Raw genomic sequence first — 22,858 nt, 5'->3', positions numbered from 1 at the left:
TATTGTCTAATAGCGCTATTATGAGCAACTTTGTTTAAGTAAAAATGATTAAAGTTTTAATGATTGATCATGTCGCTATGACTTAAACAGATGATTGCTTTTTTGCGCTGGCAATTCATTTGTTCATGAAAGAGTTTTGTAAAGTATTGTTCTTGGGGGGAAATACTAATATTAAGTGCAAAGTACGTTCTTAGGATTAAATTTGTTTTTGGAAATTTTAATTTTCTGCCTTTAATATCTTAGTGGTATTTGTTGTTAAAGGCGTTTGAGACTTAGGTCTCAATAACATTAAATGTTATTCAGTTTTACAAATGTTTCTCGACATTTGTGATTTTTAAACAAAAATTTTTTCTTGAGCGAGTCAGGCTTTAAAAATCAATTATTTAAAAACATCCTCCCTAAAAAGAGGATGTTTTTTATTTATTTTCTAATGTAAGTTTCATAGGTATAATCATAAAGATGTTTCTCGTCTTTATAATTTTCTTCAGATTCTACCAAAACCCATTCGCTTTTATTGATTTTAGGAAAAAAAGCATCTGCTTCAAAAGAATGATGAACTTTGGTTAATTCTATAATATCGGTAAATGGAAGAGCAAGATTGTAAATTTCTCCACCGCCAATAACATAACTATCATCATTTTCTGGACATAAAGCAATTGCTTTTTCAATACTGTCTACCACAATGCATCCTTCTGGTTTATAATTTTCTTGACGAGAAATTACAATATGAACGCGATCTGGTAATGGTTTCGGAAAGCTTTCAAAAGTTTTCCTTCCCATAATAATATGATGGCCAGTTGTAAGCGATTTAAATCTTTTAAAATCATTTGGAAGATGCCAAACTAATTCGTTGTTTTTTCCAAGCGCATTATTTTCGGCCGCAGCCGCTATCATTATAATCATGGTAAGCCTAACTAAATTTTATTTTCATTCTCTTCATTAATAGAAGATTCAAGCCGACTGATCCTTTTTTGCTGTAAAGCAACTAATCGGTCAATTTGTTCTCTTTCCCATTTTTTATTCATAAAACGGTCAGTTATATACACTTTTATAAAATGTAGAATAAAAAGGAAAAGCCAGATTGTAATTCCCCAAATACACCAGTTTTGGGTCGTGCCCTCGCCAAAACCAAAAAACTTGTTAGCAATAAATAAAAATAAACTTCCTAGAAGGAAAAGAACAAAATGAAAATATAGGATTTTTTTTTGTCTTAATCGTCGTCTAGCGTATTCGTATTGTTCGTGCACTTCTTTTTCCATAAGATAAAAATGAGATTATAAAGTTAAAATTTATTTTGGAAAGACAATATTTTGGTTGCGGAATATTTGTTTTTTAATGGTCTAAGAATTTGAATAACAAAATTTTAACCGATTTAAATTGCTAATAAAGCGAAAAAAATATACTGTTTTTAGTATTATCATAAATCGGTTCCGGTAGTAGCAAGTGTTTCGTTGAATTTAATTAATTTTAGATGTATAAATCTAAAAACGAAATAGTTATGTCTTTGAAAAAACAATTTATCAAAACGAAGCCGGTTGTTAAAGTTACATTTTCAATAGATGCCAAAGATGCTGATTCGGCAGCGGTGGTTGGAGATTTTAATAACTGGAATGCCTCAGAAGGAGCTTTGAGCAAGTTAAAAAACGGAACGTTTAAAGCAACTTACGATTTGGTGAAAGATGCGATTTACGAATTTAAGTATGTAATTGACGGAATTTATGTTAACGATCCTGAAGCCGATTTTTACAAATGGAATGACTATGCCGGAAGTGAAAATGGAGTTTTAGTTGTATAAAAAAATCCGCTTAAATTTTTAAGCGGATTTTTTTATAATTATACAGCAACACTTCCTTTTATGGCTGGATGTGGATCGTAATCTACTAGTGTAAAATCATTAAAATCAAAATCAAAAATGTTTTTAATCTCCGGATTTAAAATCATTTTTGGTAATGGTTTTGGTTTACGTGTCAATTGCAATTCTAATTGCTCAAAATGATTGTTGTAAATATGTGCGTCGCCAAACGTGTGAATAAATTCGCCTGGTTCTAAGTCGCATACTTGTGCGATCATCATTGTCAATAATGCATAAGAAGCTATGTTAAAAGGAACTCCCAAAAAGATATCAGCACTTCGCTGATACAATTGGCAAGAAAGTTTTCCTTTTGTTTCGCCTTTTTCAAGATCTGGACTTGCCACATAAAACTGAAAAAAAGCATGGCAAGGTGGTAATGCTGCTTTGTTGTTAGCCACATTTTCCTCAAAAGACTTTTTAGTATCTGGCAAAACCGAAGGATTCCATGCAGAAACTAGCATTCTTCGGCTATTCGGATTTGCTTTTAATTCTTTAATTAATTCAGAAATCTGATCTATTTCTTCACTGTTCCAATTACGCCATTGGTGGCCATAAACAGGTCCTAAATCGCCATTAGAATCTGCCCATTCATCCCAAATTTTAACTCCATTTTCTTGAAGGTATTTTACGTTTGTATCGCCTTTTAAAAACCAAAGCAATTCGTAAATGATCGATTTTAAATGAAGTTTTTTTGTTGTAACCATTGGGAAGCCCTCACTTAAATCAAAACGCATTTGGTAACCAAAAACACTTTTTGTTCCGGTTCCAGTTCGGTCTCCTTTTTGATTGCCGTTTTCTAAAACGTGTTTTACTAAATCTAAGTATTGCTTCATCTTTGTTTAATCGTTTAATCGTGGATCTGTTTAATTGTAAATTTGTTTAATCGATTTAACGAATAAACGGTTTAACGAATAAACATTAAAATTTATCTTCTAGAGATTTCGTCTCTAATTTTTGCTGCTTTTTCGTAATCTTCCTGAGAAACGGCTTGATCTAAAAGCTCGTTTAGTTCTTGTAAACTATGTTTTGCGTACACATCTCCAGATTGGTTGCTTTCTTCTTCGTGTCCAAAAGTTTCAGGATTAGAAAGAACATCATCTATTTCTTGAGCGCCAGAATCTGTTTCTGCAGTATTAGATTTTAGATAAATTCCTGCTTTGTCTAAAATGTTTTTGTAAGTAAAAATAGGAGCATTAAAACGCAATGCTAAGGCAATAGCATCAGAGGTTCTAGCATCTATAATCTCTTCGATTTTATCTCTTTCGCAGATCAGGCTAGAATAAAAAACACCATCAACTAATTTGTGGATAATGACTTGTTTTACCACAATGTCAAATCTTTCAGCAAAATTCTTGAATAAATCATGTGTTAATGGACGTGGCGGTTTTATTTCTTTCTCTAAAGCAATAGCGATTGACTGGGCTTCAAAAGCACCAATAACAATAGGTAATTTTCTTTCGCCATCCACTTCATTCAAAATTAAGGCATAAGCGCCATTTTGAGTTTGACTGTATGAAATTCCTTTTATGGATAATTTTACTAGACTCATATATGTTTGTAAAAAAGGCACTTAGCACCTTATTTTAATACTGTTTTGGTTTAAAAAATAAAGCTGCAATTTTAATCAAAAAATATGGAACAAAAAAGCTGCCTATAAACAAAGATACAACATCTTGTTTTTAGGCAGCAATATTTTTAAAGAGAATTCTTTGTGTTAAGAGTGCTGAGCTTTAAAAGCTTTTAATTTCTCTGTTAATTGTGGTACAATTTCAAAAGCATCTCCAACTACACCATAATCAGCCACTTTAAAGAAGGGAGCTTCAGGATCGTTATTGATAACTACTTTTACTTTAGAAGAGTTAATACCTGCAATGTGCTGGATAGCTCCAGAAATACCAATAGCAATATATAAGTTTGTTGCAACTGGTTTTCCTGTTTGCCCAACGTGTTCGCTGTGAGGTCTCCATCCTAAATCTGAAACTGGTTTAGAACAAGCCGTTGCAGCGCCTAGAACAGCAGCAAGATCTTCTACTAATCCCCAGTTTTCTGGACCTTTTAATCCGCGTCCGCCAGAAACTACGATATCCGCGTCAGCGATAGAAACTTTTCCAGATACTTTTTCTACAGATTCTACTTTTACACCAAAATCATTGTCTCCAATTGTTGGATTGAAATCTTCTGCTGCAGCCGCTCCTGCGCTTTCAAAAAGGCCATAAGAGTTTTTAGCCAAACCAAGCACTTTTACGTCTGTACTGATTTCTGTAATATTGAAAGCTTTGTTTGAGAAAGCATTTCTCTTTACTTGGAAAGGAGAAGTGCTAACTGGCAATCCAACCACATTTGAAGCGAAACCAGCATTTAAACCTACCGCAACTAGTGGAGAAAGGTAAATACTGTCTGTTGTAGAAGAAAGTAAAACTAATTTTGTTCCTTCTTTTTCAGCTGCTTGTTTAATTACATCAGCATAAGCCTTTGCGTTAAAACCAGCTAATTTATCGTTGTTTACTTTTAGAACTTTATCAACGCCGTATTTGCCTAATTCGCTTACATCGCTCATGTTTACAGTCAAAGCTGTAACAGTTGTTCCTAATGATTCAGCTACTTTTTTAGCATAAGAAGCTAATTCGAAAGCTACTTTTTTAAATTTTCCTTCTGCAGATTCTGCATATATTAATATTGACATAATAATTTTTTGTTTAAAAGTTTAAAGTTTCAGGTTTCAAGTTCATAAACTGAGACTGAAAACCGAGACTGAATACTGATTACTAGATTACCTTCGCTTCGTTGTGTAATAAATTGATTAACTCATCTAAATTATCAGGAGAAACTAATTTTACTGCTGATTTTGGAGCTGGTTTTTCAAATTTCACTGCTTTTGTATTTACAGCTGCATCAACTGGCTCAAGGATAGTTAAAGCTTTTGTTCTTGCAGTCATAATTCCTCTCATGTTTGGAATACGTAAATCTTTTTCTTCAACAAGACCTTTTTGAGCTCCAATAATTAATGGAAGAGTAGTGCTTACAGTTTCTTTTCCGCCATCAATTTCACGAACTGCTTTTACGTTGTTTCCGTCAACAGTTAAGCTTGTACAGGAATTTAAGAAGTTAGAACCTAAAATTCCAGCAATCATTCCAGGAACCATTCCTCCGTTATAATCTAAAGATTCTTTTCCTGCAATTACAAGGTCATAACCTCCGTTTTTAATAACTTCTGCTAATTGCTTAGCAACAAAGAATCCGTCAGTTGGATTTGCATTCACACGAATTGCTTCGTTTGCACCAATTGCTAATGCTTTACGCAAAGTTGGTTCAGTATCAGGACCTCCAACGTTTACAACCGTTACATTTGCACCTTGCTGCTCTTGAAACCAGATAGCGCGTGTAAGACCAAATTCGTCGTTAGGGTTAATTACATATTGTACTCCATTAGTGTCAAATTCTGAGTCACCGTTGGTAAAGTTAATTTTTGAAGTAGTATCAGGCACATGGCTGATGCAAACTAGTATTTTCATAAGTATATATTTTGAATTTATAATATGCTTTTACAAATTTAGAATTTAATTTGGAATAATTATACTATGCATGCATAATATTTTTTAAAACTATTACGATTTCGCTAATTGTGTAGTTTTAACTGAATTTCATCGGAATCTAAAAATAAAACAATACTCATTTTGCTTGATTGTTAGGAATTTTGCAATAACTGACAGTTGGATAGCAATTTGGTTTTTGTCTGAGAAATACTAATTTTTGGTTTTTTACGTTATGATGAGTGAATTTGAAGAAACAAGAATTAAACAAATGCATGAAAGTTTGTCTAAAAAATATTTTGAGAGAGATTAAGTGTGAATTACACGCTCTTATATCGATTTCGTTAATGTCACAATAAAGTTTAAAAAGTTAAAACCTGAGAACAGATAGAAGTTCATGCGATTTTAAATTCAATTTATGCTTTTAAGTTATTTAAAATATTTATTTTTGCTCTTCAGAAAATTCAACATACAATATAAAATATGAGAACAATACAATTTAGAGAGGCCATTTGTGAAGCGATGAGCGAAGAAATGCGTCGCGATGAATCCATATATTTAATGGGAGAAGAGGTTGCAGAATACAATGGAGCTTACAAAGCTTCTAAAGGAATGCTTGCTGAGTTTGGTGAAAAAAGAGTAATTGATACTCCAATTGCTGAGCTTGGATTTTCAGGAATTGCAGTAGGTTCTGCAATGAACGGAAACCGCCCTATTGTAGAATATATGACATTCAACTTCTGTTTAGTTGGTATTGATCAAATTATAAACAACGCTGCTAAAATGCGTCAAATGACAGGAGGACAGTTTAATGTGCCTATCGTTTTCCGCGGACCAACAGCTTCTGCTGGTCAATTAGGAGCTACTCACTCACAAGCTTTAGAAAACTGGTTTGCTAATACTCCAGGTTTAAAAGTTGTTGTTCCTTCAACTCCTTATGATGCAAAAGGACTTTTAAAATCAGCTATCCGTGATAACGATCCAGTTATTTTCATGGAATCTGAGCAGATGTACGGAGACAAAGGTGAAGTGCCAGACGGAGAATATACAATTCCTCTAGGTGTTGCTGATGTTAAACGTGAAGGAACAGATGTAACGATTGTTTCATTTGGAAAAATTATCAAAGAAGCTTTTATCGCTGCTGATGAATTAGCTAAAGAAGGAATCTCTTGTGAGATTATCGATTTAAGAACAGTTCGTCCAATGGATAAAGATGCGATCTTAAAATCGGTTAAAAAAACAAACCGTTTAGTAATTCTTGAAGAAGCTTGGCCAGTTGCCAGCCTTTCTTCTGAAATCTCTTATATCGTTCAAGAACAAGCATTCGACTTCCTTGATGCGCCAATTCAACGTATTACAACAGCAGATACTCCTGCACCGTATTCTCCAGTATTGCTTAAAGACTGGTTGCCAAATGCAGGTGATGTAGTAAAAGCAGTTAAAAAAGTATTGTACAAATAATACAAATACATAATACTCATAAAACTTCATCAGACAGAATGGATTGGTGAAGTTTTTTTTTACTTTATAATGAACAAATTAACTCTACTTCTCTTATATATTGTATTTGCATTTGCGAATGTTGTTACTGCACAAACTAAAGTGAGTGGAGTTGTTTTGGACAAATCGAATCAGCCAATACCTTTTGCAAATGTAGTTTTTAAGGGTTCTAATATCGGAATCGTTTCCAATGAAGACGGGCGTTTTTATCTAGAATCGCCAAATACTTACACTGCACTTTTGGTTACTTCAGCTGGATTTTCAGATAAAGAAGTTCCTTTAGATAAAGCAGTTAATTATAATTTTAAAATTGTTTTGTTCGAAGAGCAAGTGCTTAACGAAGTTGTAATTTATACCGGAAAAACTTCTAAGAAGAATAATCCGGCATTGGATATTTTGAGAAAAATCTGGGAAAGAAAACGTAAAAACGGATTATACCTGTTTAATCAATATCAAATGCAGAAGTATGAAAAAGTGGAATTTGACATGAACACTATTGATAGTGCCTTCATGAAGAATAAGCTTTTTAAAGGAATGGAGTTTATCTTTAATCACGTTGATACTTCAGACGTTACTGGAAAAACCTATTTGCCGATTTTTATCAACGAATCGGTTTATGATGTTTACGGAGATAATAAGTTAAAAAAGGTAAAAGAAAATCTTACCGGAAATAAAATGTCTGGTTTTAACGGAAATCAGCAAATTCTGTCTTTCGTTAAAGACCTTTATTCAGATTATAATATTTACGACAATCACCTGAAATTCTTTGATAAGAGTTTTACGAGTCCGCTTTCAAGAACAGGAATCGATGTTTACAATTATGTTTTAAAAGACAGTGCTTATATCGATAAAAAATGGTGTTATAATATTGTTTTTTACCCAAGACGTAAAAACGAGTTGACTTTTAAAGGAGACTTTTGGGTAAATGATACCACTTTTGCGATCAAGAAAATTAATATGGGTGTGACGAAAAGCGCCAATATTAACTGGGTAAAAGATATTTATATCGAACAGGAATTTGAAGTAGAAAATGATTCCGTTTTCCTTTTGACACGTGATTACATGATGTCTGATTTTGCTTTAAATAAAAAAGAAAAATCAAAAGGAGTTTATGGTAAAAGAACCACTTTATACCGCAATCATAAATTCAATATTCAGAAACCAGAGAAGTTTTATAAAGAAGAAGTCAATTTTATTGATAATGCTGTTTACGAACGACCACCTGAGTTCTGGGAAGAAAATCGTTTTGAAAAGCTAAATAAAGACGAGCAGGGAATTTATAAAATGCTTGATACACTGCAGACAGTCAAGCGATTTAAGCAACTTTATAATCTGGTCTCTATTTTAGGAAGTGGTTACATCGAATTTAAAAACTTCGATTACGGACCTATATTTTCAACTTTTGGATATAACGAAGTCGAAGGTTTGAGATTGAGAGTAGGAGGAAGAACCTATTTTGGACCAAATGATCCATGGCGTCTTCAAGCTTATACCGCATACGGATTTGATGATAATAAATTCAAATACGGAGTTTCTGGAAAATGGATGGTTGATAAGAAAAACCGAGTTATCATTTCTGGAGGAAACAGACGAGATATTGAACAGATTGGTGCCAGTTTAACCACTACCAATGACGTTCTAGGACGAAGTTTTGCCTCTTCGGCCTTGTTTACTACTGGAAGTAATGGAAAATTGACCAATATTAATTTGAGTAACATTTCTGTAGAAATGGAGCCTAAAAAGAATTTTATTGTCTCGGCAGGACTTTCATATCGAACATTAGAATCGGCATCGAAGACTTTTAGTTTAGATTATTATACAACTTTACCAACTGCAGCAAATCCAGCAGGTGTTGTCGAAAGTATGGTAAAACAATCTGAGGCCAATATTCAGTTTGAGTTTATGCCAAACAGAAAAACGATCGGTTATGGTGTAGAAAGGAGTTTAGTTGATAGTCCTTTTAGCCATTTCTTCGTGAATTTCAGTTACGGATTAAAAGGAGTTTTTGATAGTGATTTTGCGTATGAAAAAATTCAAGTTTTCTATAGACAGCCAATTATTATCGGGCCTTTAGGAAGAACAAATATTACAATTGAAACAGGAAAAACGTTTGGTACAATTCCGTTAGGTTTGATGAGCGTAATTCCGGGTAACCAGACTTATTTTACAATTGAAAATACATTTAGTAACTTGAATTTCTATGAATTCGTTACAGATCAATATACAACTTTGCAGTGGAATCATGATTTTGGCGGAAGATTGTTTGCGAGAATTCCATTCATGAGAAAACTGAATTGGAGAGAGTTTATCGGAATTAGAGCTGTTCACGGAACTATTTCTGATGCCAATCGCGCCATCAATGCTTCGGGATTACCATATAATGCTCCTGAAAAAGTATATTGGGAATATAATGCGGGAATTGGAAATATTTTTAAAGTTTTCCGTCTTGATTTTTCTTGGAGAGGAAATTATCTAGATATGCCAGACGCACACAAATTTGCAATTAAAGGATCTTTCGGGTTTTATTTTTAATTGTATTTTAGAGGCAAAGGTTCAAAGTTACAGAGTCGCAAAGGTTTTAAATCTTTGCGATTTTTTTTGTTTAAATATTTTATCTCACGCAGATTTTGCAGATAAGGCAGATTTGATATTCTTTAAATCGTTTAATTTATCTGCTAAATCTGCGAGATCTGCGAGAACTAAAAATTAGGATATAGTGTTTTTTGTTTAATTTTGATAAAGACTTTAATAACTTATGCAAGAAGCCATCGATTTTTTAACCAATAAAAATCCTGTATTTTTAGAAATTATCGAAAAATACGGATTACCTCCAATTCCGAGACGTCCGCCTGGATTTGAAACTTTGGTTTTATTAATTCTCGAGCAGCAGGTTTCCATAGATTCGGCAAAAGCTACTTTTTTAAAAATCAAATCTTTTACAACTTGCAATCCTGAAAATATGGCTATTCTTTCTGATGAAGAATATCGAAATTTAGGAGTGAGCCGCCAGAAAACAAAGTATATAAAGATTTTGGCAGAAGCGGTTTTAAACAAAGAATTAGATATTGAAAGTTTAGCTTCAAAGTCGGCAAAACAAGTTCGCGAAGAACTTATTAAATTAAAAGGAATCGGCAATTGGACAATTGATATTTATCTGATGTTTTGTTTGGAAGAACCCGATTTAATTCCGCTTGGCGATATAGCTGTAATAAATACGATCAAAGAATTGCTGAATATTCATGACAAACAAGAAATGGAAATTCATGCAGAACAATGGAGTCCGTATCGATCTTATGCGACCTATTTGCTTTGGCATTATTACCTAAAAAAGAGGAATCGAAGCATTACCTATTAAATGCTTGTTTTTTAAACTTTAATGCGCATAATTTAACCTTGTTTTTTATTGTAAAACTAGATTCTTTAGTTATTTTTGCAACCGAAATTATAGAAACAATAAAAAACGAAAATGACCGCAGACAAATTAACGACTTTCGATGTGTTAATCGAAATACCACGAGGAAGCAGAAATAAATACGAGTACGATTTTGAAATTAAAAGAATGCGTTTCGACAGAATGTTATTCTCTTCAATGATGTACCCAGCTGATTACGGATTTATTCCAGAAACTTTAGCTTTAGATGGTGATCCTCTTGACGTATTAGTTTTGGTAAACGAACCAACTTTCCCTGGATGTGTTATGGAAGTGAAGCCAATTGGTGTATTCCACATGGCAGATGATAAAGGACCAGACGAGAAAATTATTTGTGTACCAGTTTCAGATCCAATCTGGAATTCATTAAACGATCTTTCTGATATTAACGCTCACTTATTAAAAGAAATCGAGCACTTTTTCCAAGTTTACAAAGACCTTGAGAACAAAAAAGTTGATGTAGAAGGATGGGGAGACGTAAAAGAAGCTTACGACATTATCGCTGAGTGTACAAAACGTTTTGATGACATTGAAAATAAACCGGCTGGATTATTTAGCATTAAATAATTTTAACCGTATTCTAATATAAAAAAAGCAATACTGCCGTTAGGAGTATTGCTTTTTTGTTTAAATTCGTTTTAGTTAGATTGTTGACTATTAACCAAAACCATTAATATATTATGAATGCATTTATGATTTACCTGCCCATTATAATGGCAGTTTTAGGATTACTTTTCATGGGAATAAAAAGGACTTGGGTTTTAAAACAAGACGCTGGAGACGGTAAGATGAAAGAGATTTCAGATTATATCTACGAAGGAGCCTTAGCCTTTCTAAAAGCCGAATATAAACTATTAACCATCTTTGTAATTATTGCCAGTTTAGCTTTGGCGGGAATTACTTTTATTCCTGGAGTAAAAACACATTTATTAATCGTAATTGCCTTTATTTTTGGTGCCTTTTTTTCTGCTTTGGCGGGAAATATGGGAATGAAAATAGCGACTAAAACAAACGTTAGAACCACTCAAGCAGCACGTACTAGTTTACCACAGGCTCTAAAAGTTTCTTTTGGCGGCGGAACCGTAATGGGATTAGGCGTTGCCGGATTAGCCGTTTTAGGTTTAACATCATTTTTTATAATTTTCTTTCATTTGTTTTCTGGAGGAGTTTGGAAAGATACCGATACAATGACGGTTGTCTTGGAAACTTTAGCAGGATTTTCATTAGGTGCAGAATCAATCGCTTTATTTGCCAGAGTGGGTGGCGGAATCTATACAAAAGCAGCCGATGTTGGAGCAGATTTAGTTGGGAAAGTTGAAGCTGGAATTCCAGAAGATGATCCTCGTAATCCTGCTACAATTGCAGATAACGTAGGAGATAACGTAGGTGACGTTGCAGGTATGGGGGCCGATTTATTTGGATCTTATGTCGCAACTGTGCTAGCTGCAATGGTTCTTGGAAACTATGTAATAAAAGATATGGGCGGAAGTATTAATGACGCTTTTGGCGGAATCGGTCCAATTTTGCTTCCAATGGCAATTGCCGGTTTTGGAATTTTATTCTCGATCATAGGAACAACTTTAGTAAAAATTTCAGATGACAATGCTAAAGAAGCACAAGTACAGAAAGCATTAAATATAGGGAACTGGGTTTCTATTGTTTTAACAGCTGTGGCTTGTTTCTTTTTGGTGCAGCACATGCTTCCTGAAACAATGCAAATGACTTTCTTTGGAGAAGGTTCTAAAGCTATTTCTTCAATGCGTGTTTTCTACGCTACATTGGTCGGATTAGTTGTGGGTGGTGCTATTTCATCAGTAACAGAATATTATACAGGACTAGGAACAAAACCAGTTATGGCAATCGTTCAAAAATCATCTACAGGAGCGGGTACAAACGTAATTGCAGGTTTGGCAACCGGAATGATTTCTACTTTCCCAACAGTATTATTGTTCGCGGTAGCAATTTGGATTTCGTATGCTTTAGCAGGATTTTATGGAGTAGCTTTAGCAGCTTCTGCAATGATGGCTACAACAGCAATGCAATTGGCAATCGATGCTTTCGGACCAATTTCTGATAACGCTGGTGGAATCGCCGAAATGAGCGAATTGCCAAAAGAAGTTCGTACTAGAACTGATATTTTAGATTCAGTTGGAAACACAACTGCAGCAACTGGAAAAGGATTTGCAATTGCATCTGCAGCCTTAACTTCATTGGCTTTGTTTGCAGCATATGTAACTTTTACAGGAATAGACGGAATTAATATTTTTAAAGCACCAGTTCTAGCGATGTTATTTGTTGGTGGAATGATTCCTGTTGTTTTCTCTGCTTTAGCAATGAATTCTGTCGGAAAAGCGGCAATGGATATGGTATACGAAGTTCGCCGCCAGTTCAAAGAAATTCCTGGAATTATGGAAGGAACAGGAAAACCAGAATACGGAAAATGTGTTGAGATCTCTACAAAAGCTGCTTTAAGAGAAATGATGCTTCCAGGGATTTTAACGATTGGTTTTCCAATTTTAATTGTTCTTTTAGGAAAATTAGTTTACTCAGACAACAATCAGTTAATTGCTGAAATGTTAGGAGGGTATATGGCGGGAGTTACTGTTTCTGGAGTACTTTGGGCTGTTTTTCAAAACAATGCTGGAGGTGCTTGGGATAATGCTAAGAAATCTTTTGAAGCAGGAGTTATGATCAATGGAGAAATGACTTATAAAGGTTCAGATGCGCACAAAGCAGCTGTAACTGGAGATACAGTTGGAGATCCGTTTAAAGATACTTCTGGACCATCAATGAATATTTTAATCAAATTAACTTGCTTGATTGGTTTGGTAATCGCGCCAATTTTAGGAGAAGGTCACGAGTCATCAAACATTGCAGGAAAAGCTTCTTGCTGTGCTAAAACAGAAATGCATGCAGGAATGTCTAAATGTGGTGATATGTCTGGAATGACAAAAGAAGAATGTATTAAAATGTGTAAAGAAAAAGGTTGTTCTGAGGAAGAAACAGCTAAATGTCTGGCTCATTTTGACGCAACTGGAAAATATCAAAAAACAGATTGTTTTGATACCAGTAAATATGAGAAACAATCGGTTCGTGTTGAGGTTAAAAATATTAATGGAAAAACGACAGGAACTGTTACTAAAACAGAAAATGGCAAAACAACAACCGAAGTTTTTGAAGGAACTGAAGAAGAAGTTTTGGCTAAAGTTGAAGCTGCGAAATAAATGTAAAATTTGCGAAGCAGGAATTCGTATAAAAGTTGGAAAAAACTGCCCGATATTTTTCGGGCAGTTTTTTTTTGAAATAGGTTGAGTCAATTAAAATAATAGCCCAAAAAAGCTGATACAGTATTTCTGTATCAGCTTTTTTTTTGAATTTGATTGGAGTGTGCCTTTTTAGATTTAAATCAAAAACATTAAAAAAGTAATAAAAAAACTTAAAAAAAGAGATATTTCTTACATTAAAATACGAAATGTCTTAAAATGCAATTTTAAAAACTTCTAGTGGTAAAATTGGCTAAATGATAGAATGACCTTTGCAACGTTAATCTGATCACTTCTTTTTTTTAAATGTAAGTATTTGTAAACTAGTAGTGTAGGAGGTTTGGCTTTTGAAATGTAATGAATTTTAGTAAGAACATTTTGAAAGCTTAATTAATTAAAAATAATAATCATGAAACTTAAAATTATTTTTGCTTTAAAGCTCATTGTGTTTGTTATGCTCATAGGAGGAACTGCTTTTGCAGAAACTCTGAATGTTACCATAACAGATTCTAGTCGCTCTTACGAAGCTAGCATTAATTCTGGAGAATGTAGGGTAATAAACCCATTTGATTTTCAAGTAATGCAAAGTTTAACTATTGCAAGTTCTTTAGGAGGAAGCGACTGGGCAATAGATGGAAATTTTAGTGGTCTACCACCTTTTAAGGCTGGTATCTATGAATCATTTGTTGTCCCCCCCTCTTTACCACCTCTTACAATTAGCAAAGAACTTATTGGTTATCCTGATGGGGTGAGAATAGGAGATTTATTAACCTATCATATTACAATTACTAATCCCGGAAATACTGATAGACAAGTCAATGTGAGAGATTATATTACTTCTGTTTTAGATAAACCTTTTGGTATAAGTAATGGGGGGATTTATACATCAGCTAATAGAAATATTAACTGGACTAATTTAACAGTATTGGCAAATAATACTCTAACATTAGAATATAGTATTCTAGTGCCTAATACTTTACCTCTTACTCAAACAAAGATTAACAATACAGCTTATTTTACGGATCCTTTAGATGGCAAAGAGATTGCTTCAAACCCGGTTTCAGTTCCTGTATTATCTATGGGTTGTGTTGGAAATTCTCAATTGTTATTGACAGGAAGTGCAAATGACAAAAATAAAGATTATATTCAGCTAACAGCAGCCAGTGGTGGTCTAAGTGGTCAGGCTTGGAGTTTAAGTGAATTAAGTTTAGAAAATGATTTCAATATTAATTTTAATGCCTTTTTTGGTGCTGATCCAGGTGGAGCAGATGGTTTTGCTTTTATAATGAAAAGCCTTGATGCAGCCTCAACAGGTCTTGTTGGTGGAGGTTTAGGTTATGGTGGAATTGGTTCTAATGGTAAGGGACATTCCTTTATTGTTGAGTTTGACACTTTTTATAATGCAAGGGTTCCTGATAATGCTACGGGAGAACTTACAGATGATACAAAAGAAGATCATAGCACTTTTCAAACCAGTGGGGATTTTACTAAAAAAGGAAGAGTAGGTGATGAGGCCTATTTAGGAAATATTAAAGATGGGAAATGGCACGATGTTAGAATTCGTTGGACAGCAGCTTCACATTTTTTAGAGGTTTATTATGACGGAAAACTAATAAATTCATTAACTAGAGATTTAGTGGCTCTTGATTTTGCAGGGAATCCATTAATTAATTACGGATATACATCAAGTACAGGAGGTTCAAATAATGAACATGCAGTTTGTATTAAAGAAGTTACTACTTGTAAAGCAGGTACAACAGCTCCAGTTGTAAGTACAAAAGCAGCACAAACTATCTGTCTGGACACTACTTTTGATTTAAATTCGTTAATAACGAGTATGACTCCGTCGGGTACGGCATTGGTTTGGTATACAGATCAATATCATAGAGGTGAGGCTTATGCGACGCCAAATCAGGCAGTTGCTGGTACATATTATGCTTTTTACTATGATCCAGCAGATAATTGTTATTCGCCAGGAACAGCTGTTGTTACCTTAGATACATTACCAACTATTACTACAACAGGAACAGTCCCCACTTGCATAGGAGATACTGCAACTATGGCTGCAACACCAGCAGGAGGAAAATGGAGCAGTAGCAATCCAACAGTTTTATCTATAGATTCTATAACAGGATTGGCAACTGCATTAACAGCAGGAAATGCCGATATTATATATACTGCTTCAAGTGCCGGAGGTGGATGTACAACAACAGCTAAATTACCGGTTACGGTTACGGGTTGTACAAAGTTCACGGTTGTCAAAACCGTTGCCGATGCAAGCGGAGACAAAAAAGCACAGGCTAATGAAGAATTGACATACACCATTACGGTTAAGAATACGGGAAGCGCAACGATTAAAACCCTAACGGTGAGCGATGCGGTGCCGGCGAACACAGTTTATGTGAGCGGCGGAACATTAAGCGGCGGTAAAGTAAGTTTTACAGATGTTAATCTTGGAGTTGGAGCCAGCAGAAGCTACAGTTTTGTAGTGAAAGCAGCTTCAGACCTGACGGGAGTGGATGCGGTTTCGAATCTTGCCACAGTAAGCGGAGACGGAGGAAGCGATGTTCCATCGGCGCCTGAGGATCCTAAGAACCCAGGAAACCCAGACCCAAGCTGCACCAGCCCTGCAGGCTGTCCAACGGACATCCCAACGGATGATGCTCCTAAGTTTACGGTTGTCAAAACCGTTGCCGATGCAAGCGGAGACAAAAAAGCACAGGCTAATGAAGAATTGACATACACCATTACGGTTAAGAATACGGGAAGCGCAACAATCAAAACCCTGACGGTGAGCGATGCGGTGCCGGCGAACACAGTTTATGTGAGCGGCGGAACATTGACAGGTTCAACAGTAAGCTTCACAGCGGCAAACCTTGGAGTGGGAGGCAGCACAAGTTTTACATTCAAAGTAAAAGCTGCAGCCGATCTTACGGGAGTAAGTATTGTATCGAACTTGGCGACGGTAAGCGGAGACGGAAAAGATGTCCCATCTGCGCCTGAGGATCCTAAGAACCCAGGAAACCCGGACCCAAGCTGCACCAGCCCTGCAGGCTGTCCAACGGACATCCCAACGGATGATGCTCCTAAGTTCACGGTTGTCAAAACCGTTGCCGATGCCAATAAGAATGGCAAAGCGGAGGCAGGGGAAGAATTGACATACACCATTACGGTTAAGAATACGGGAAGCGCAACGATCAAAACCCTGACGGTGAGCGATGCGGTGCCGGCGAACACAGTTTATGTGAGCGGCGGAACATTGACAGGTTCAACAGTAAGCTTCACAGCGGCAAACCTTGGAGTGGGAGGCAGCACAAGTTTTACATTCAAAGTAAAAGCTGCAGCCGATCTTACGGGAGTAAGTATTGTATCGAACTTGGCGACGGTAAGCGGAGACGGAAAAGATGTCCCATCTGCGCCTGAGGATCCTAAGAACCCAGGAAACCCGGACCCAAGCTGCACCAGCCCTGCAGGCTGTCCAACGGACATCCCAACGGATGATGCTCCTAAGTTCACGGTTGTCAAAACCGTTGCCGATGCCAATAAGAATGGCAAAGCGGAGGCAGGGGAAGAATTGACATACACCATTACGGTTAAGAATACGGGAAGCGCAACGATCAAAACCCTGACGGTGAGCGATGCGGTGCCGGCGAACACAGTTTATGTGAGCGGCGGAACATTGACAGGTTCAACAGTAAGCTTCACAGCGGCAAACCTTGGAGTGGGAGGCAGCACAAGTTTTACATTCAAAGTAAAAGCGGCAGCCGATCTTACGGGAGTAAGTGTTGTATCGAACTTGGCGACGGTAAGCGGAGACGGAAAAGATGTCCCATCTGCGCCTGAGGATCCTAAGAATCCAGGAAACCCAGACCCAAGCTGCACCAGCCCTGCAGGCTGTCCAACGGACATCCCAACGGATGGAGCGCCTAAGTTCACGGTTGTCAAAACCGTTGCCGATGCCAATAAGAATGGCAAAGCGGAGGCAGGGGAAGAATTGACATACACCATTACGGTTAAGAATACGGGAAGCGCAACGATTAAAACCCTAACGGTGAGCGATGCGGTGCCGGCGAACACAGTTTATGTGAGCGGCGGAACATTAAGCGGCGGTAAAGTAAGTTTTACAGATGTTAATCTTGGAGTTGGAGCCAGCAGAAGCTACAGTTTTGTAGTGAAAACAGCTTCAGACCTGACGGGAGTGGATGCGGTTTCAAACCTTGCGACGGTAAGCGGAGACGGAAAAGATGTTCCATCTGCGCCTGAGGATCCTAAGAACCCAGGAAACCCAGACCCAAGCTGCACCAGCCCTGCAGGCTGTCCAACGGACATCCCAACGGATGATGCTCCTAAGTTCACGGTTGTCAAAACCGTTGCCGATGCGAGCGGAGACAAAAAAGCACAGGCTAATGAAGAATTGACATACACCATTACGGTTAAGAATACGGGAAGCGCAACGATCAAAACCCTGACGGTGAGCGATGCGGTGCCGGCGAACACAGTTTATGTGAGCGGCGGAACATTGACAGGTTCAACAGTAAGCTTCACAGCGGCAAACCTTGGAGTGGGAGGCAGCACAAGTTTTACATTCAAAGTAAAAGCGGCAGCCGATCTTACGGGAGTAAGTGTTGTATCGAACTTGGCGACGGTAAGCGGAGACGGAAAAGATGTCCCATCTGCGCCTGAGGATCCTAAGAACCCAGGAAACCCAGACCCAAGCTGCACCAGCCCTGCAGGCTGTCCAACGGACATCCCAACGGATGGAGCGCCTAAGTTCACGGTTGTCAAAACCGTTGCCGATGCCAATAAGAATGGCAAAGCGGAGGCAGGGGAAGAATTGACATACACCATTACGGTTAAAAATACGGGAAGCGCAACGATCAAAACCCTGACGGTGAGCGATGCGGTGCCGGCGAACACAGTTTATGTGAGCGGCGGAACATTAAGCGGCGGTAAAGTAAGTTTTGCAGATGTTAATCTTGGAGTTGGAGCCAGCAGAAGCTACAGTTTTGTAGTGAAAACAGCTTCAGACCTAACGGGAGTGGATGCGGTTTCGAATCTTGCCACAGTAAGCGGAGACGGAAAAGATGTCCCATCTGCGCCTGAGGATCCAAACAACCCAGGAAACCCGGACCCAAGCTGCACCAGCCCTGCAGGCTGTCCAACGGACATCCCAACGGATGGAGCGCCTAAGTTCACGGTTGTCAAGACGGTTGCCGATGCCAATAAGAATGGCAAAGCGGAGGCAGGGGAAGAATTGACATACACCATTACGGTTAAGAATACGGGAAGCACGTCGATCAAAACCCTGACGGTGAGCGATGCGGTGCCGGCGAACACAGTTTATGTGAGCGGCGGAACATTGACAGGTTCAACAGTAAGCTTCACAGCGGCAAACCTTGGAGTGGGAGGCAGCAGAAGTTTTACATTCAAAGTAAAAGCTGCAGCCGATCTTACGGGAGTAAGTGTTGTATCAAACTTGGCGACGGTTAAAGGAGACGGAGGAAGCGATGTTCCATCGACGCCTGAGGATCCTAAGAATCCAGGAAACCCAGACCCAAGCTGCACCAGCCCTGCAGGCTGTCCAACGGACATCCCAACGGATGATGCTCCTAAGTTCACGGTTGTCAAGACGGTTGCCGATGCCAATAAGAATGGCAAAGCGGAGGCAGGAGAAGAATTGACATACACCATTACGGTTAAGAATACGGGAAGCGCAACGATCAAAACCCTGACGGTGAGCGATGCGGTGCCGGCGAACACAGTTTATGTGAGCGGCGGAACATTGACAGGTTCAACAGTAAGCTTCACAGCGGCAAACCTTGGAGTGGGAGGCAGCACAAGTTTTACATTCAAAGTAAAAGCTGCAGCCGATCTTACGGGAGTAAGTGTTGTATCGAACTTGGCGACGGTAAGCGGAGACGGAAAAGATGTTCCATCTGCGCCTGAGGATCCTAAGAACCCAGGAAACCCAGATCCAAGCTGCACCAGCCCTGCAGGCTGTCCAACGGACATCCCAACGGATGATGCTCCTAAGTTCACGGTTGTCAAAACCGTTGCCGATGCCAATAATAATGGCAAAGCAGAGGCAGGAGAAGAATTGACGTACACCATTACGGTTAAGAATACGGGAAGCGCAACGATTAAAAACCTGACGGTGAGCGATGCGGTGCCGGCGAACACAGTTTATGTGAGCGGCGGAACATTAAGCGGCGGTAAAGTAAGTTTTACAGATGTTAATCTTGGAGTTGGAGCCAGCAGAAGCTACAGTTTTGTAGTGAAAACAGCTTCAGACCTGACGGGAGTGGATGCGGTTTCGAATCTTGCCACAGTAAGCGGAGACGGAGGAAGCGATGTTCCATCGGCGCCTGAGGATCCAAACAACCCAGGAAACCCAGATCCAAGCTGCACCAGCCCTGCAGGCTGTCCAACGGACATCCCAACGGATGATGCTCCTAAGTTCACGGTTGTCAAAACCGTTGCCGATGCCAATAATAATGGCAAAGCAGAGGCAGGGGAAGAATTGACGTACACCATTACGGTTAAGAATACGGGAAGCGCAACGATTAAAAACCTGACGGTGAGCGATGCGGTGCCGGCGAACACAGTTTATGTGAGCGGCGGAACATTAAGCGGCGGTAAAGTAAGTTTTACAGATGTTAATCTTGGAGTTGGAGCCAGCAGAAGCTACAGTTTTGTAGTGAAAACAGCTTCAGACCTGACGGGAGTGGATGCGGTTTCGAATCTTGCCACAGTAAGCGGAGACGGAGGAAGCGATGTTCCATCGGCGCCTGAGGATCCAAACAACCCAGGAAACCCAGACCCAAGCTGCACCAGCCCTGCAGGCTGTCCAACGGACATCCCAACGGATGATGCTCCTAAGTTCACGGTTGTCAAGACGGTTGCCGATGCCAATAAGAATGGCAAAGCGGAGGCAGGAGAAGAATTGACATACACCATTACGGTTAAAAACACAGGAAGCGCAACGATCAAAACCCTGACGGTGAGTGATGCGGTGCCGGCGAACACAATTTATGTGAGCGGCGGAACATTAAGCGGCGGTAAAGTAAGTTTTACAGATGTTAATCTTGGAGTTGGAGCCAGCAGAAGCTACAGTTTTGTAGTGAAAACAGCTTCAGACCTGACGGGAGTGGATGCGGTTTCGAATCTTGCCACAGTAAGCGGAGACGGAGGAAGCGATGTTCCATCGGCGCCTGAGGATCCAAACAACCCAGGAAACCCAGACCCAAGCTGCACCAGCCCTGCAGGCTGTCCAACGGACATCCCAACGGATGATGCTCCTAAGTTCACGGTTGTCAAGACGGTTGCCGATGCCAATAAGAATGGCAAAGCGGAGGCAGGAGAAGAATTGACATACACCATTACGGTTAAAAACACAGGAAGCGCAACGATCAAAACCCTGACGGTGAGCGATGCGGTGCCGGCGAACACAATTTATGTGAGCGGGGGAACATTAAGCGAGGGTAAAGTAAGTTTTACAGATGTTAATCTTGGAGTTGGAGCCAGCAGAAGCTACAGTTTTGTAGTGAAAACAGCTTCAGACCTGACGGGAGTGGATGCGGTTTCGAATCTTGCGACGGTTAAAGGAGACGGAGGAAGCGATGTTCCATCGACGCCTGAGGATCCAAACAACCCAGGAAACCCAGACCCAAGCTGCACCAGCCCTGCAGGCTGTCCAACGGACATCCCAACGGATGATGCTCCTAAGTTCACGGTTGTCAAGACGGTTGCCGATGCCAATAAGAATGGCAAAGCGGAGGCAGGAGAAGAATTGACATACACCATTACGGTTAAAAACACAGGAAGCGCAACGATCAAAACCCTGACGGTGAGCGATGCGGTGCCGGCGAACACAATTTATGTGAGCGGCGGAACATTAAGCGGCGGTAAAGTAAGTTTTACAGATGTTAATCTTGGAGTTGGAGCCAGCAGAAGCTACAGTTTTGTAGTGAAAACAGCTTCAGACCTGACGGGAGTGGATGCGGTTTCGAATCTTGCGACGGTTAAAGGAGACGGAGGAAGCGATGTTCCATCGACGCCTGAGGATCCAAACAACCCAGGAAACCCAGACCCAAGCTGCACCAGCCCTGCAGGCTGTCCAACGGACATTCCAACGGATGATGCTCCTAAGTTCACGGTTGTCAAAACCGTTGCCGATGCGAGCGGAGACAAAAAAGCACAGGCTAATGAAGAATTAACATACACCATTACGGTTAAGAATACGGGAAGCGCAACGATTAAAAACCTGACGGTGAGCGATGCGGTGCCGGCGAACACAGTTTATGTGAGCGGGGGAACATTAAGCGAGGGTAAAGTAAGTTTTACAGATGTTAATCTTGGAGTTGGAGCCAGCAGAAGCTACAGTTTTATAGTTAAAGTAGCGGCTGACCTTACTAATGTGGATAAGATTTCGAATCTAGCGACGGTTAAAGGAGACGGTGGAACTGATGTGCCATCTGCACCGGAAGACCCTAATAATCCAGGCAGCCCGGATCCAAGCTGTATAGGCGGCTGTTCTACGGATATTCCGACGCATGCAGTATCGAGCATTGCTGTAATCAAAAAAGCAGTATTTGTTGATGAGAACAATAATGGCTATGCAGAAGTGGGGGAAACGATTAGATACAGTTTTGAAGTTAAAAACACAGGTAATGAAACGCTTACTAATGTAACCATAACTGATAATCTGCCGGGATTAGTATTATCAGGCAGTCCAATCACTCTGGCGCCTGGAGAAATTAATTCAACGAATTTCGTCGGTGTGTATGCAATTACAAAAGCAGACATTGATGCAGGATCAGTGACCAATCAGGCATTGGCGGAGGGAACAACTCCGTCGGGAGAAAAAGTAAATGCTCTTTCTGATAATACGAATTTCGTAGACGACAAGCCTACTGTTATTGATGTTGTGACCTGCGTGGTTGAAGTGTTCAATGCAGTTTCTCCAAATGGAGACGGCATCAATGACGAATTCCGTATTCAGGGATTAGAGTGTTATCCAAACAATACTGTTGAGATTTATAATCGTTGGGGAGTAAAAGTATTTGAAACTTCAGGTTATGGATCAAATGGAAATACATTCAAAGGCTATTCAGACGGAAGAGCTACAATTTCTCGCGGAGAAAGTCTGCCGGATGGAACCTATTTCTACATTCTGAAATACTTTGATGAAGTAAGACATAAAATGCTTGATAAATCTGGTTACTTATATATTAAAAAATAATCTCTAACACAGGGGGACAAATTCCCCCTGTTTATAAACTTA

The 22,858-nt window shown here is 38.9% G+C and carries 13 protein-coding genes; 7 read left to right on the top strand and 6 right to left on the bottom strand.

Going from position 1 to position 22,858, the window contains the following annotated elements; genetic code table 11:
- Positions 1-420: 420 nt before the first annotated feature.
- Both LPB248_RS08865 and LPB248_RS08860 read right to left on the bottom strand, forming a co-directional pair.
- On the bottom strand, positions 421-903 hold the full coding sequence (locus LPB248_RS08865) for a dihydrofolate reductase (protein ID WP_177211110.1): 483 nt from the start codon (positions 901-903) through the stop codon (positions 421-423).
- An 11-nt stretch (positions 904-914) separates the two neighbouring features.
- Positions 915-1,259, bottom strand: coding sequence for a 2TM domain-containing protein (locus LPB248_RS08860; RefSeq protein WP_177211109.1), 345 nt, complete (start codon positions 1,257-1,259; stop codon positions 915-917).
- A gap of 239 nt (positions 1,260-1,498) precedes the next feature.
- Between LPB248_RS08860 and LPB248_RS08855 the strand changes: the two genes are divergently transcribed.
- On the top strand, positions 1,499-1,795 hold the full coding sequence (locus LPB248_RS08855; RefSeq protein WP_177211108.1) for an isoamylase early set domain-containing protein: 297 nt from the start codon (positions 1,499-1,501) through the stop codon (positions 1,793-1,795).
- A gap of 38 nt (positions 1,796-1,833) precedes the next feature.
- Here LPB248_RS08855 and LPB248_RS08850 read toward each other — a convergent pair whose 3' ends face one another.
- From LPB248_RS08850 to LPB248_RS08835, 4 genes are all read right to left on the bottom strand, one after another.
- Positions 1,834-2,685 carry a thymidylate synthase gene (locus LPB248_RS08850; RefSeq protein WP_177211107.1) on the bottom strand — a complete coding sequence of 284 codons (852 nt, stop codon included), beginning with the start codon at positions 2,683-2,685 and terminating at the stop codon, positions 1,834-1,836.
- Positions 2,686-2,777: 92 nt separating this feature from the next.
- Positions 2,778-3,401 carry a bifunctional nuclease family protein gene (locus tag LPB248_RS08845; protein ID WP_008466556.1) on the bottom strand — a complete coding sequence of 208 codons (624 nt, stop codon included), beginning with the start codon at positions 3,399-3,401 and terminating at the stop codon, positions 2,778-2,780.
- A gap of 165 nt (positions 3,402-3,566) precedes the next feature.
- On the bottom strand, positions 3,567-4,535 hold the full coding sequence (locus LPB248_RS08840) for an electron transfer flavoprotein subunit alpha/FixB family protein (protein ID WP_177211106.1): 969 nt from the start codon (positions 4,533-4,535) through the stop codon (positions 3,567-3,569).
- Positions 4,536-4,617: 82 nt separating this feature from the next.
- Positions 4,618-5,364 (bottom strand): electron transfer flavoprotein subunit beta/FixA family protein, encoded by a 747-nt coding sequence (locus LPB248_RS08835; protein WP_177211105.1) that lies wholly within the window; start codon positions 5,362-5,364, stop codon positions 4,618-4,620.
- 501 nt (positions 5,365-5,865) lie between these two features.
- Here LPB248_RS08835 and LPB248_RS08830 point away from each other — a divergent pair.
- From LPB248_RS08830 to LPB248_RS08805, 6 genes are all read left to right on the top strand, one after another.
- The gene (locus tag LPB248_RS08830; protein WP_008466560.1) at positions 5,866-6,843 is read left to right on the top strand and encodes a pyruvate dehydrogenase complex E1 component subunit beta; all 978 of its coding nucleotides are present in this window, start codon (positions 5,866-5,868) and stop codon (positions 6,841-6,843) included.
- Positions 6,844-6,912: 69 nt separating this feature from the next.
- Positions 6,913-9,414, top strand: coding sequence for a DUF5686 and carboxypeptidase-like regulatory domain-containing protein (locus LPB248_RS08825; RefSeq protein WP_177211104.1), 2,502 nt, complete (start codon positions 6,913-6,915; stop codon positions 9,412-9,414).
- Positions 9,415-9,637: 223 nt separating this feature from the next.
- Entirely contained in the window at positions 9,638-10,237 is a 600-nt protein-coding gene (locus tag LPB248_RS08820) for a DNA-3-methyladenine glycosylase family protein (protein WP_177211103.1), read from the top strand.
- Between the two features lie 111 nt (positions 10,238-10,348).
- Complete coding sequence (locus LPB248_RS08815; RefSeq protein WP_111379450.1) at positions 10,349-10,879, top strand: inorganic diphosphatase; 531 nt, start codon at positions 10,349-10,351, stop codon at positions 10,877-10,879.
- A 113-nt stretch (positions 10,880-10,992) separates the two neighbouring features.
- A complete protein-coding gene (locus LPB248_RS08810) occupies positions 10,993-13,536 on the top strand; it encodes a sodium-translocating pyrophosphatase (RefSeq protein ID WP_177211102.1) in 2,544 nt (847 codons plus the stop codon).
- Positions 13,537-13,984: 448 nt separating this feature from the next.
- On the top strand, positions 13,985-22,816 hold the full coding sequence (locus tag LPB248_RS08805; RefSeq protein WP_177211101.1) for a lectin-like domain-containing protein: 8,832 nt from the start codon (positions 13,985-13,987) through the stop codon (positions 22,814-22,816).
- Positions 22,817-22,858 lie beyond the last annotated feature (42 nt).

The sequence above is a fragment of the Flavobacterium sp. LPB0248 genome (genome assembly GCF_013388355.1).
GTDB lineage: Bacteria > Bacteroidota > Bacteroidia > Flavobacteriales > Flavobacteriaceae > Flavobacterium.
Note: the sequence above shows the minus strand (reverse complement) of the source record. Positions and strands in the feature narration are given on the sequence as shown.

What these genes read in the sequence shown, in the direction of transcription:
- LPB248_RS08860 (WP_177211109.1), bottom strand. Translation starts at nt 1,259, where the DNA reads ATGGAAAAAGAAGTGCACGAACAATACGAATACGCTAGACGACGATTA.
- LPB248_RS08850 (WP_177211107.1), bottom strand. Translation starts at nt 2,685, where the DNA reads ATGAAGCAATACTTAGATTTAGTAAAACACGTTTTAGAAAACGGCAAT.
- LPB248_RS08815 (WP_111379450.1), top strand. Translation starts at nt 10,349, where the DNA reads ATGACCGCAGACAAATTAACGACTTTCGATGTGTTAATCGAAATACCA.
- LPB248_RS08805 (WP_177211101.1), top strand. Translation starts at nt 13,985, where the DNA reads ATGAAACTTAAAATTATTTTTGCTTTAAAGCTCATTGTGTTTGTTATG.
- LPB248_RS08840 (WP_177211106.1), bottom strand. Translation starts at nt 4,535, where the DNA reads ATGTCAATATTAATATATGCAGAATCTGCAGAAGGAAAATTTAAAAAA.
- LPB248_RS08865 (WP_177211110.1), bottom strand. Translation starts at nt 903, where the DNA reads ATGATTATAATGATAGCGGCTGCGGCCGAAAATAATGCGCTTGGAAAA.
- LPB248_RS08810 (WP_177211102.1), top strand. Translation starts at nt 10,993, where the DNA reads ATGAATGCATTTATGATTTACCTGCCCATTATAATGGCAGTTTTAGGA.
- LPB248_RS08825 (WP_177211104.1), top strand. Translation starts at nt 6,913, where the DNA reads ATGAACAAATTAACTCTACTTCTCTTATATATTGTATTTGCATTTGCG.
- LPB248_RS08855 (WP_177211108.1), top strand. Translation starts at nt 1,499, where the DNA reads ATGTCTTTGAAAAAACAATTTATCAAAACGAAGCCGGTTGTTAAAGTT.
- LPB248_RS08835 (WP_177211105.1), bottom strand. Translation starts at nt 5,364, where the DNA reads ATGAAAATACTAGTTTGCATCAGCCATGTGCCTGATACTACTTCAAAA.
- LPB248_RS08845 (WP_008466556.1), bottom strand. Translation starts at nt 3,401, where the DNA reads ATGAGTCTAGTAAAATTATCCATAAAAGGAATTTCATACAGTCAAACT.
- LPB248_RS08820 (WP_177211103.1), top strand. Translation starts at nt 9,638, where the DNA reads ATGCAAGAAGCCATCGATTTTTTAACCAATAAAAATCCTGTATTTTTA.
- LPB248_RS08830 (WP_008466560.1), top strand. Translation starts at nt 5,866, where the DNA reads ATGAGAACAATACAATTTAGAGAGGCCATTTGTGAAGCGATGAGCGAA.